Genomic DNA, 12,140 nt, shown 5'->3' with positions numbered 1-12,140 from the left:
CCTTCAGACCTTAGAACTTTGATATCTTCACTTGCTTTTTCGTTCTTTCCCTCTAGACCTTAGAGCTTTGATATCTTGCCTTACTTCTTCATTCTGGCCTTCAGACCTTAGAACATTGATATCTTCACTTGCTTTTTCGTTCTTTCCTTCAGACCTTAGAGCTTTGATATCTTGCCTTACTTCTTCATTCTGGCCTTCAGACCTTAGAACATTGATATCTTGCCTGGCTTCATGATTCTTGCTTTCAGATTTTCCTTTATCGATCTTTTCACCTTTTCCAACTCTCAAATTCTTCGGAGGAAGTGCATACGAAGAAATCATGGTTTCAAGAAAAGCAGCAAACAGAGTAAAAACTTTTATTCCTTTCATTTAGAAGAAAAATAGACATTCACGCAATTTATTTTATTCATGAGCAGAATTTTTGTCAATCAAATAATAATTCCTCATTAAATTTTGAACACTTTGATAATATTGGAAAATTATATTTTAATACTGTAAAAACATCTAATTTAGAGAATCCTCCCCTTTTATCCGCTCTGTTCTTAGTAAACCGTTTTTTAATAGACAACGCAAAAATTTTTTTTATAAAAAAATAGACATTCCATCAAACGCTGGTTCTATGCCGTAAGGCAGCTGCTTCTTAAGCGTTTCATAATCTAAGTCTGCGTTCATATGGGTTAAAATAGTGCGTTTTGGATTAACGCGCTTTACCCAATCTAAAACTTGCTCTAAATGAGCATGTTTGGTATTAGGTTTGCTGCTTAGACAGCCCAAAATCCACGTATCAATTCCTTTTAAAATCTCAAAAGATTCTTCCGAAAGTTCCGTAAGATCCGTGGAATACGCCCAAGTGGGAAACCGATAGCCAAGAGAATGCGTTGCTCCGTGCTTTTGTAGGAACGCAATAACAGGAATATCTGAAAGATAAAAAAGACCAAGTATTTGACAAAGCTGAATAAATCGAGACTTTCCCAAACATGCGTACGGAAGCATAGTTTCTAGCTCTTTACATGCAAAAGAATCCGCATAAAAAGGGATTGGCCCAAAAGAGGAAAACCCAATCAAATCCCCTATTCCTCCCACGTGGTCCATATGAGAATGAGTACACAATACTCCATCAATGCTGCAAATATCGTATGTTAAGCATTGAAAACGAAGATCTGGAGAAGCGTCAATTAACCAAGAATTCTTTGAAGTTTTAAAAAACAAACTGGTCCGAGTTCTATAATTTTTTAGGTTACTGGGGCTGCACGCTCCCCACCCTCTTCCTATAGAAGGAACTCCTGAAGAAGGTCCGCACCCCAATATGATTGCCTGCAATTTATCCTCCCATATACATTCCACCATTAACGTGCAAAGTTTGTCCTGTAATAAACTTCGCTTCTGGACTTACTAAAAATTGTACGGCATAAGCCACGTCCTCTGGAGTGCCCATAAATTTGCACGGCGTGTGCTCTAAGATTGAATTTCGCGCTTCTTGCAAAAGACCTTGTGTCATCGCTGTTTCAATAAATCCAGGAGCCACTGCATTTACGGTGATTCCTTTTGATGCAACTTCTAGCGCCAAAGATTTTGTCATACCGCACAGTCCTGCTTTGGAAGCAGCATAATTACATTGACCAGGATTTCCTTTGTGTCCAATAACTGAAGTAATATTGATTATACGCCCCCATTTATTTTTAAGCATTCCAGAAATTACTCCTTGACTTAAGAAAAAAGGAACAGAAAGATTAAGGTGAATAACATCTTCCCAATCTTGGTCTTTCATACGAAGAGCAAGGCCATCTTTCGTAATTCCGCTATTATTTACCAAAACATCAACGTTTGAAGCATGGGAAGAGACTTCTTCTAACAAAATTTTCCAGGATTTTTGAGTTCCCAAATCATGACGATATATATGAACCCTGCTACTCCACAATGACTTTAAGAGTTCTAATTTTTCTAAGTTACGCCCTGTAAGATGAATGGTTCCCCCCAAATTCCACAAACGGTGGGCTATTGCCATTCCGATTCCTCCAGTAGCACCAGTGATAAGACAGTTCTTTCCTGATAAAAAATTTTCCTTCATACAAACTTACCCTGTCCATTAATGTATTTACGACCACGATGAACAAAAGTATACGTATTCTACATACTAAATACAATAATGCAAAAAAAATTACTGGGTAACCTTTATAAAAAATTATTTTTTGTGGATAAACTTTTATTTTTATTATAGATAAGTTTCAACATATCCCATTAAATTTTTAATCCTATATTTTTGGACCCAAGTTAAAAGGCTGTGAAATCGCATTTGTAAATATAAAAATTATACCAATTCCCATTGCTAAATAAGCGTATAATGATTACCTTTTAAGAAAAGGGGAGTTATATCAGAAGTGTATAACAAACAGCTTAAATAGAATAGCATCCTCATCAAAACTATCAACCGCGCAGGTCACAGAAGAAGCTAAATATCAGCTTAGGGAGATTAGTAAAGATGCACAAGTATCACGTAAATTAGAATCGGTAATTGCAGCCAGAGCTCATAGCATTAGTCAAGTTGCAAAAATTTTACGAAATAACTATAGCCACTCTGACTTCGTGGATCAAGCATATAAAAAACCGCTCGATTGAAAGACTTAACACACCTGCTGAGCGCAAAAGGAAAAACAAACTTAACGCTACGCAAATAAAGCAAATCTTGGAATGGTTAAAAGTCTATAGTCAGTTAACCATAAAGGCTATTCGAATAAAACTAAAAAACGTCTTTAATATAGAGATGAGCAAGTCAACTGTTCATCGAGAGATCAAGAAGTTAAATTACTCCTATATTAAGCCTCGTCCTAAACTGTTCAAACAAGAGTAAAACAAAGTTTCTGAATTTAAAAAAAGATACTTTTAACCAAAGATAGCATGATTAATTTTCGAAGTTTTATTAACGTGAAGTTCTGCAAAAATACGCAGTGTTACCTCTAACATCTCAAGAGGGCGTGTGTTTGAAAAGGGTTTTCGGCGAAATCTTGCAAACCAATGGCAATGCCGAGCATTATTTTGTTCAATGGAAAAGGTTTTATCTTTTTCCTGAAAGAGGCGGGGGCTTGGAATAATTTTATTAAAACCTGCCCAATGATCTGTGAAATAAAATAAAATTTTCTATTTTTTTAATCGTTCAAAAAGTCGTTTGAATTTTGACTCAAGCGATCACCAAGTCCTAATCGATAAGCCGTTTTCCAGCACGATCACAGACTTTAAAAATCCAAGCTTTAAAAATCCAAATTTTTTTCTTCTTTTTTTTAATAATGCCAAAATTAATGCCAAAATTCATTGACTTTCACCATACTCCCCCTCACTTTTTTTCAGGTAGTTTAAAAGATCGCTGAAATCAAAGAATAAGAGTTTATCTTTGATCCACCTGAGTCCCCTTGTGAAGTATGAATAACAAAGGCGCTCTGACTGTTTTTTTGTAAGCAATTTCTTGTGTAAGGCCCGTTATAGAAGCGTATACAATAGCAACAGCGACAATCGTCATAAGTTTGGAAAGTCTTCCCAAATCTTTCATAGGGGTATTTTCAAGGTTAACCCCTTGCGTTTTCATAGTTCTGAATAGCCGTTCAATGTCCCATCTTTGTTTGTAGGCTTTTATCACCCGGTCTTTATCTTAAGCAAATGACAAGGTGCTCATCTTTAATCTTTTTACCTACGATACCCCCCTAGGATCATCCAGCATGTTACAGATGGCAGCTTTCGTCCGTATTTAGGTGAGTAAAAAAATCCTTCAAAGGCTTTTTAGAGGTGCCGAAGTTGGCCAATGGATTATCTTTTATACGGATAAAAAAAGGGATCTTGTAGTCACACAAATCAGTCACACAAATAAGTGATCCAATCTTTGCCCACAAATTCGCGATCAGCTGAAAAGGAGAAAATTTAATCGCCCCCAAAGATTTCCTTAAATTGATTTAATAAACTGATGCGTGCTTGGGGTGCGAATTTTTCTGGTGATTAAGCATGCTCCAAAACAAAGGAAATGTAATCTTTCCAACTCTAACAGCTAGTACGAGGCAATTGATATTCTGCGTTCCAAACTTTCAATTGGTGCCATCGAGCATTAAATGCATTTTAGGAACTGGCTCCCAAATGCTTGATATCAAGGCTTTTGAGAAGAGTCCAGAATCAATTCCTTGTCCTTTTAAAAAAACGCCTGACGCGTTCAAGCTTGGATTTTATTGAAGGTGGAGAGTGCATCTTGTGGATCAGCGCAGGATGCTGAACCTTTCGCTGATCGATCATACTAAGTACGAAGGTTCATTTGCATTAAACATTTTTGTTTATTTTTAATAAAATAGCCTCTCTTTCGGATTTTTTAAAGACCCTTCAAAAAAGTGAGGGGGAGTATGTGATTTTTTATAAATTTAGATAAAGAAAGCCTTTAGACTTATAAAAATGTCTAGATTTAAAGCTCAATAAGTTGTTTTATTTTAATAACGTTGTGAGCCTAAAGCCCAATGTTACGCTCTTTGGTCAGTAAGGACTAATACCTTTGTCAGGTTAAAACATATGGCGTTCATAAATTCTATAAATTGGTTCTTTGCAATACCAATATAACGTAATCTCTTGTTGTCTTGGGAAAAAACACGTTCCAATGGTGACCTAATTTTCGTATAATTTTTATCCATTTATAAAAAATCATAAAAAAGGGGCCGTTATAAAAATTTTCTGCCTAAAAATCTATCATGCAACAGCCCCTTTTTTTCCCAAGTTTCTGTCTTTGTACATAGCCATATCAATGCCGCTTTCATCAATATATACAATACTTGGATAACGCTATATCTTTGATCGATTATTAATACTAACTTCGCTTTTCTTTGCTTTATTCCATGTACAAAAAGTCTTTTTAGCTATAGCCTGATCTTTTTAAGCAGTACCTGATTGTACCCAAAATTCCTTAACAGCTTTTTTCAAGGACATATCTTAGTTTTCTTTGAGGTACTCTTCAAATTTCTCTAAGTCAATCTTTTTTCCTGAGCCACCACGCCTCTTAGGAAAATAACTGTCTTCTTGTCTGTATTTTCTATGCCAATTTTCTATGCTACCTGCTCTGCCTATCACTGATACACTTATTTTAAATAGTTGCGATGCTTTAATATACCCGCTCCCCCTCATCTAAATATTCTATAACTCTTCGTCTTAAATCGTTGCTGTAGCTTTTTGTCATTTTCCTTTTATTTTAATAAAAATAAACCTAAATTACTATAAACACCTTTGTAAGCCAGATATCAAACCAATTGCAATGATAGCTTTACCAATTAAAGCGCCTATCACACTTGTTCTTCTTTTTACTTCCAATTCATGACTTCCATAGCGCCGTCTTCTCTTATCAGAATGACCGTGGGTTCTGGGCATATCATAATTGTTTAGCAAAATGTAGATCTTTTTTCTGGATTCTCTTTTGGGGTATATGTACTTATACGTTTCTTAGCATGTTTTATCCCAGATGCGCTCACTCCAAGCCTTTTTGCCCTTTGTAGCTAACCTATCTGGAAATGCTTCTCTATCTATTCTCAATTTCTCTTTGTCTAATTTTGTCCATGGTTTATGTCTTTTGTTGACCCCTTCAAGATTTTTACTCCATCTCACTACTGCTGATTTAGATATACAAAATCTAGCGGCTACTTTTTCAAATGATACCCCGTGCTTTGTTTTTTTAATACTTTTTTCGAAAATCTAATGAATATGTCATAACTTTAATTATATAATTAATTACATAATTATAACTCTATACAGCTCTATTGTCATATTCACATTCTTTTTATCATGTTTTAGCTGTATAAGAAACAAATAAATATTGATGTAGAGCCAAGGAAACCTATTTAAAAACAACTCCAAAAAAGTTATCAAGAAAAATTTTCGAAAATTTTGCAATAGGCACGCTCTTTTATTTCTTGCCAATTTTGCCAGTGTTTTCCTAACTGTTTCCATATATTATCTTGATAAAGCCATTGCCTGCGAACGCAGGTTATTTTTGGATCTTGCCAATTTTGAATAAAACATTGTATTTGTCGATCTTGATGTCCAAGGTAGCACAAAATGTGAGCCTCAAATAACACATAGGCTCGAAGCCCTCTTGGTTCTGGTAAAAGTGTCATGCTTGTCAAAAAAGCTTGATAAATGTCTAAGCACGGAATTTGTGCGGGAATTCCACAAATACACAACTGACACATAGAAGTTAATAGTGTAAAAGTTAAAGGATTAGCGGAAGATTCATCCCCCAAGGAAACACTGCCATCTATGCTCCATGTTCCAAGACTTGTCTCACAAGCTCCTTTCCACCTCAAGTTTAAAACCCACCCAGGAAACAAAGTCTGAGAAACACCGTAAACTATTCCCTTGTATACTCCGTATTTTTGCGTTAACACTGTTAGCAAACGACGATTTTCTCCAAAGTTTTTCCATCCTAAAACAATACCTAAATCGCTCCAGTACATTTATTTTAGATGAAACCCGTGACACAGCGCCACTGCCAATGCATCGCTGCTATCATAAGAAGAGAGAGTTTGATGAAAAATCTGTTTTAGCATTTTTAAAACTTGCTCTTTAGATGCGTGCCCGTTTCCCGTTACAGATTTTTTTACTGTATTGGCACTGTATTCTGTAACGGAAATTTGAAGACGCCCCGGAGTCATCAATGCAACACCCCGAGCTAACCCTAATTTTAGAGAAGATACCGGATTTGAATTAACAAAAATTTGTTCAATCGCAGCGCAATGAGGCATCCAAGTTTCACAGACCGATAACAAAACGTCGTGAATGTGCACTAAACGCTCTGAAATGCTTTTTCGCACGCTGGTTTGAATACGACCATAAGCTTTGCACACAAAACGCTCGATAGGGTGCGTTGAAACAATGGCCCAGCCGGTATAAGTTAACCCAGGATCCAACCCCAAGATACGCAGTTCATCAGGATGATTCAGTTTGAGCCTCCAAAAAATTCATAGCATCTAGTGCCGCCATACACCCAAACCCCGCAGCAGTAACTGCTTGGCGGTAAACGGAATCCATTACGTCTCCTGCGGCAAACACTCCAGAAAGAGACGTTTTTGCGCTACCAGAACGGCATGCAATGTACCCCTTAGAGGTTAGCTCTACTTTTCCGTGCATCCAATGTGTTTCTGGTTTATGGCCAATGGCGATAAATACGCCATCCATATCTAACTGTTTTGTTTGCTGACAGATAACATCTCTTACAACTATTCCTGTTACATGCTTATAGGGAGATTGCTCGCCTAAAATTTCTTCCAGAGTATGGCTCCAGAGTATGCGCACATTGGGTCTTGCAAATAGTCGAGTTTGAAGAACTTTTTCTGCTCTTAACTGATCTCGCCTATGAATCAGCAAAACCTGTGAGCATTGATGTGAAAGGTAAAGCGCCTCTTCTACTGCGGTGTTTCCTCCACCGATTACTGCAACAGAACGCTCTTTAAAAAATCGCCCATCACATACCGCACAGGAAGATACTCCGTATCCCCTAAATTTTTCTTCACTTTCTAACCCAAGCCATTGAGCTTTTGCCCCGGTTGCAATAATCAACGCATCGCACAACGCATTGCTCTGATAGGTTTGAACGACAAATTTTTTTTCTTCTGCTTTGAAGTCTAAAACTTCTTCTGAAAGAATCACCGCTCCGCAAGCTTTTGCTTGTTCTGTCATTTCTTTTATCAGTACAGAACCTAGTACAGGACTGCTAAATCCTGGATAATTTTCTACTTCAGTTGTTAGTTTTAGTTGTCCTCCTGGATCAGACCCTGCCCAAACTGTGGTCTTAAAGCCACCTCTGGCTATATAAATAGCGGCAGTAAGACCTGCTGGCCCAGATCCAATAATCCCTATATGGTAAGATTTGCTCATATCGTCTTGCTTTAACACTAGTATAATTAATTTTAACGGGATAAAGTAAAAAGATAAAGAGGAAACTATAAAAAAACAGAAAATCCTCTTCCTTCAACTCTAATATCCACCCAATACAGAGCATATTAAAGAAAGAAGATCTCGCAACTTAAAAATTATTATTATTAAAACTATAAAAAAATCCGAAAAAAAATCATATTTAATTTAAATTATCTACCAACACCCCTAATTTTTCTACAAGAATACTAAACTCCTCGCTTAATCCACCCTTGATATTTTTTTCCACAACGGACAAATCCCCACCCTTGAGGAATATCTTTTTCAGTTAAAACTTGACCATAATCCCCCCACACTTGATTCCCTATCTTTACTGCACCCTCAGAAATCTTTCGCCGAGCTTCACTGCGAGACTCTACAAATTCTAAACGTTCTAAAATATCCACCATGGTAACTCCCTTAGAAAAACAATCCGCTGGTATGTTCCAATGGGGCATATTAAGATCTAATGTATCAGGAGATTTATCATGGAAAACACCATCAATCATGCTATGGATTCCCTTAAGGCACTCATTTCCGTGGACAAGAGCGGTTGCTTTATCTGCCAACAAAATTTTTGCCTCATTTACAGCATCTTTTTCTGAGAAGCTTTGAATTTCTTCAAGGGAAACTAACGTATACAGCTTAAGGAAACGAATGACATCTTCATCATCAACATTACGCCAAAATTGCCAATAAGAATAAGGAGAGCACAGAGACGCATCTACAAAAATCGCCCCTTGCGCACTTTTTCCCATTTTTTTTCCATCCTTTAAGGTGGTCAACGGCATAGTTAGCCCAAACACTTGAGCTTTTGCATACCGGCGCACCAAATCTACACCAGAAACTATGTTTCCCCACTGATCTGATCCACCAAACTGAACTGTACACCCATATTCTTGGTACAACTTCAAAAAATCGTAAGACTGAAGCAACAAATAATTAAACTCTATAAAACTTAAAGGCTCTTCTTTTTCAAGACGACTAGAAACATGTTCCAAAGAAAGCATACGGTTTACTGAAAAATGTATACCAATATCTCTTAAAAAGGGAATGTATAGCAAATTATCCAACCAATCTGCATTATTAACCATGTATGCTCCACAAGGCGTATCAAAGCTCAAAAACTGACGCAAATTTCGCTGAATTCCTTTTATATTTTTTTCAATGCGCTCGTTCGTAAGTAAAGGGCGGCTAGTATCTCTCCAGGAAGGATCCCCTATTTTACTGGTCCCCCCCCCCAACAATAAAATCGGACGATGACCATATTCTTGCATCCAACGTGCCACCATAAGTGCCACCAAATTCCCCACATGAAGACTTTCTGCCGTTGCGTCAAACCCACAATAAGAAAGCACAGATCCAGACGAAAAAGCGCTATCTAAAAGCTCTGGATGGGTAGATTGATAAATAAACCCTCTCTGCTGCAAAGTATGTAACAGGTCACTTTTATACTGAAAACTCATTCTTTTCCCTCTTTAACACATTAAATTCGAAACTGAACATTCCATCATACTACTCTCCACATTTTTTTCTAACCATTTAAATTGCACAGTAAAAACTCTAATTTTGAACAGATTGCTTTCGATAATTACGAGGAGGTTTTTTCGTTCGATCTTCTGGGTCCCTGCCTTCTTCAGGATCATTTTTTTTTCTTCTTCGCTTTGACTTTGGACTGAAGGACTTTCTTCCTGCTTAAGCGAGTTCAAATCGTGACTAACTCTTTGATAATGCTCTACATACTCAAAGAAATACTCCGAAAGAACCGTATCACCCAGCGCAAGTGCTTCCCTTCCAAGACTTAAATACTTTTCTACCAGCTGAACACTTGTCCCCCTAGCTTTACCCGTTGGACCTTGGCTTTCAAAAATATGATGCTTGTTCTTTGCAACTTTCTGATTTCTGTGGGACCCGGGGCGAAATTGATAAGGCCCTTGCGGTTTATCTCTAAAAGAATTCATGACGAGTCTTGAAAAAAGAATGTCTTTATTCTAATAAACAAAAAAAAATCTGTCAAGAGATAAAGAATTCAATTTTAGGAACAAACCCTTTATCTTAATTAAAATTTTTGACTTCGTCTAAAATCAAAGACAATAAATTAATTAATTCTTCCCAAGCTAAAATTTGTTTAAAAAGAAACTAAAAAATCTAACATGTTTCAATAATGCGTGCAAAAATTTCATAACATTCTTTTAGCTCTTCTTGAGTAATTACATAAGGAGGAAGCGTATATACGGTAGTTTTTAAAGGACGTACTATTAGCCCTTCTTTTAAACATTTACTTTGAAATACAATACTTTCTTGAGAAGAATTCAAGTCAAAGGCTCCCATAGTTCCAAAAGATCGTAGTTTTGAAATGGGAAGATTTTTTTGTTTTAGAAAAGAAATCCCTTGACGTTGAGCGGTAATAATCACTTGAATCTGCCTTTGACAGTGTGAAGATTGCAATAGTTCTAAAGCGCCAACAGCGGCAGCACAAGCAAGGGGATTGGCAGTATACGAATGCCCGTGTGCAAAAGCATCTTTCCAATCTTTGCTTAAAAATGCTGTATAAACTTCACCAGTTGTCACTGTTAATGCCAGAGGTAAAAACCCTCCCGTAATCCCCTTAGATAGGCACAAAAAATCGGGAATCACTTCAGTGTGACTGAAAGCAAAATACGGACCTGTTCGGCAAAATCCTGTCATTACTTCGTCAAAGATAACTAAAATTTGATATTTCCGCACTGCAGCAATACAGGCGTTAATAAACTGGGGTCGGGCCAAACGCATTCCACTGGCACCTTGCAGAATTGGCTCTATTATAATCGCCGAAATTTGGTCTCCTTTAAGGGTCAATATTTTTTCTAAAACACAAAGCGCATCCGCTTCTTTTTCTACAACATCAGGGTCGTGATCCCAAGTTTCTGGATAAGGAATTGTGTCTACAGCAAAACAAAGCTCGGAAAAGACAGAATGAAATCCAGAATCGATACCAGCAGACATAGCCCCAACAGTGTCTCCGTGATATCCTCCTTTAAAGCTCAGAAAGGTTTTTCGATGGAATTGGTTTTTATTTTTCCAAAATTGATAAGCCATTTTTAGTGCAACTTCCACTGCGGTGGATCCGTTGTCGGAAAAGAAAAAGCGACATAATGGTTGAGGTAAAATTTTTTGAAGCGCCTCACAAAGCGTCACTGCTGGTTCATGAGTAAACCCTGCAAACAGAACATGCTCTAACTTAAGCGCTTGTTGGTAAATACGTTCTGCTATAACAGGATGACAATGACCATGCAGATTAACCCACCAGCTAGAGATCAGATCTAAGTAAGCTTTTCCTTTTTTATCATAGAGATAGGCGCCATTTCCTCTTTGTAGTGCTATCACTTCTGGAGCGATTTCTTCTTGAGTGAACGGATGCCAAATTAATTCCTTATCTCGTTTAGAAAGAGACATCTTCGTATCCAAAATTTAATATTTTTTTCTACTTATTGCTTATACTAAGAGCGCTGGGAAGTCAATGCTAAACATAAAAAGTATAGCTGTTGTACAGTTTAAATGGAAAGGCTTTTTAGCAGACCATACTCCCCCTCACTTTTTTGAAGGGGCTTTAAAAGATCCGAAAGAGAGGCTATTTTATTAAAAATAAACAACAACGTTTAATGCAAATGAACCTATCATCCTTAATAAATAAGATAAGAAAAATATTAGCTTTTCACAATTCCCGCGCAGAGACTTTTAAAACCTTCGTACTTAGTATGATCGATTAGCGAAAGGTTCAGCATCCTGCGCTGATCCACAAGATGCACTCTCCACCTTCAATAAAATCCAAGCTTGAACGCGTCAGGCGTTTTTTTAAAAGGACAAGGAATTGATTCTGGACTCTTCTCAAAAGCCTTAATATCAAGCATTTTGGAGCAAGTTCCTAAAATGCATTTAATGCTCGATGGCACCAATTAGAAGTTTGGAACGCAGAATATCAATTGCCTCGTACTAGCTGTTAGAGTTGGAAAGATTACATTTCCTTTGTTTTGGAGCATGCTTGATCACCAGGAAAATTCGCCCCCCCAAGCACGCATCAGTTTATTAAACCAATTTCAGGAAATCTTTGGGGGCGATAAAATTCTCTCCTTTTCAGCTGATCGCGAATTTGTGGGAAAAGATTGGATCACTTATTTGTGTGACTTATTTGTGTGACTACACGATCCCTTTTTTATCCGTATAAAAGATAATCCATTGGC

16 protein-coding genes are annotated in these 12,140 nt (G+C 37.2%); 3 read left to right on the top strand and 13 right to left on the bottom strand.

What is annotated here, in order from left to right:
- Window positions 1–27: 27 nt before the first annotated feature.
- From HE1_RS02250 to fabG, 3 genes are all read right to left on the bottom strand, one after another.
- Window positions 28–369, bottom strand: a complete 342-nt coding sequence (locus HE1_RS02250) for a hypothetical protein (protein WP_035544235.1) — start codon at window positions 367–369, stop codon at window positions 28–30.
- Window positions 370–582: 213 nt separating this feature from the next.
- Window positions 583–1,305 carry an MBL fold metallo-hydrolase gene (locus tag HE1_RS02245; protein WP_206537218.1) on the bottom strand — a complete coding sequence of 241 codons (723 nt, stop codon included), beginning with the start codon at window positions 1,303–1,305 and terminating at the stop codon, window positions 583–585.
- Between the two features lie 16 nt (window positions 1,306–1,321).
- A complete protein-coding gene (fabG, locus tag HE1_RS02240; RefSeq protein ID WP_006296317.1) occupies window positions 1,322–2,068 on the bottom strand; it encodes a 3-oxoacyl-ACP reductase FabG in 747 nt (248 codons plus the stop codon).
- Window positions 2,069–2,512: 444 nt separating this feature from the next.
- On the opposite strand from fabG, the gene HE1_RS10290 reads away from it, so the two are divergent.
- A complete protein-coding gene (locus HE1_RS10290; protein ID WP_084490936.1) occupies window positions 2,513–2,848 on the top strand; it encodes a helix-turn-helix domain-containing protein in 336 nt (111 codons plus the stop codon).
- A gap of 531 nt (window positions 2,849–3,379) precedes the next feature.
- On the opposite strand, the gene HE1_RS02230 is transcribed toward HE1_RS10290, so the two are convergent.
- The 10 genes from HE1_RS02230 to bioA all read right to left on the bottom strand — a co-directional run bounded on the left by HE1_RS02230 (window position 3,380) and on the right by bioA (window position 11,355).
- Window positions 3,380–3,628, bottom strand: a complete 249-nt coding sequence (locus HE1_RS02230; protein WP_162480205.1) for a transposase — start codon at window positions 3,626–3,628, stop codon at window positions 3,380–3,382.
- An 82-nt stretch (window positions 3,629–3,710) separates the two neighbouring features.
- Window positions 3,711–3,920 carry a hypothetical protein gene (locus tag HE1_RS02225; RefSeq protein ID WP_035544230.1) on the bottom strand — a complete coding sequence of 70 codons (210 nt, stop codon included), beginning with the start codon at window positions 3,918–3,920 and terminating at the stop codon, window positions 3,711–3,713.
- Window positions 3,921–4,067: 147 nt separating this feature from the next.
- Entirely contained in the window at window positions 4,068–4,193 is a 126-nt protein-coding gene (locus tag HE1_RS09940) for a hypothetical protein (protein WP_278243146.1), read from the bottom strand.
- A 757-nt stretch (window positions 4,194–4,950) separates the two neighbouring features.
- Window positions 4,951–5,142: a hypothetical protein gene (locus tag HE1_RS02220; protein ID WP_035544227.1), complete on the bottom strand. Its 192-nt coding sequence runs from the start codon at window positions 5,140–5,142 to the stop codon at window positions 4,951–4,953.
- A 731-nt stretch (window positions 5,143–5,873) separates the two neighbouring features.
- Window positions 5,874–6,464, bottom strand: a complete 591-nt coding sequence (gene recO, locus HE1_RS02215; protein ID WP_006295513.1) for a DNA repair protein RecO — start codon at window positions 6,462–6,464, stop codon at window positions 5,874–5,876.
- The gene (gene ruvC / locus HE1_RS02210) at window positions 6,465–6,923 is read right to left on the bottom strand and encodes a crossover junction endodeoxyribonuclease RuvC (RefSeq protein ID WP_006295515.1); all 459 of its coding nucleotides are present in this window, start codon (window positions 6,921–6,923) and stop codon (window positions 6,465–6,467) included.
- 13 nt (window positions 6,924–6,936) lie between these two features.
- Window positions 6,937–7,884 carry a thioredoxin-disulfide reductase gene (gene trxB / locus HE1_RS02205; protein ID WP_024161499.1) on the bottom strand — a complete coding sequence of 316 codons (948 nt, stop codon included), beginning with the start codon at window positions 7,882–7,884 and terminating at the stop codon, window positions 6,937–6,939.
- A gap of 245 nt (window positions 7,885–8,129) precedes the next feature.
- Window positions 8,130–9,386 (bottom strand): tyrosine--tRNA ligase, encoded by a 1,257-nt coding sequence (gene tyrS, locus HE1_RS02200; protein ID WP_035544221.1) that lies wholly within the window; start codon window positions 9,384–9,386, stop codon window positions 8,130–8,132.
- Between the two features lie 12 nt (window positions 9,387–9,398).
- Complete coding sequence (locus HE1_RS06400; protein ID WP_052567229.1) at window positions 9,399–9,881, bottom strand: DUF4167 domain-containing protein; 483 nt, start codon at window positions 9,879–9,881, stop codon at window positions 9,399–9,401.
- Window positions 9,882–10,068: 187 nt separating this feature from the next.
- Window positions 10,069–11,355: an adenosylmethionine--8-amino-7-oxononanoate transaminase gene (gene bioA, locus HE1_RS02190; RefSeq protein WP_006287973.1), complete on the bottom strand. Its 1,287-nt coding sequence runs from the start codon at window positions 11,353–11,355 to the stop codon at window positions 10,069–10,071.
- A gap of 378 nt (window positions 11,356–11,733) precedes the next feature.
- Between bioA and HE1_RS09935 the strand changes: the two genes are divergently transcribed.
- Window positions 11,734–11,859, top strand: a complete 126-nt coding sequence (locus tag HE1_RS09935) for a hypothetical protein (protein ID WP_278243142.1) — start codon at window positions 11,734–11,736, stop codon at window positions 11,857–11,859.
- Window positions 11,860–11,937: 78 nt separating this feature from the next.
- Window positions 11,938–12,096, top strand: a complete 159-nt coding sequence (locus tag HE1_RS08765; RefSeq protein ID WP_162531193.1) for a hypothetical protein — start codon at window positions 11,938–11,940, stop codon at window positions 12,094–12,096.
- The last annotated feature ends 44 nt before the right edge of the window (window positions 12,097–12,140 follow it).

The organism is Holospora elegans E1, assembly GCF_000648275.1.
In the GTDB taxonomy this organism is placed as follows: Bacteria; Pseudomonadota; Alphaproteobacteria; order Holosporales; family Holosporaceae; genus Holospora; species Holospora undulata_A.
This window is presented reverse-complemented; position numbering and strand designations above follow the sequence as displayed.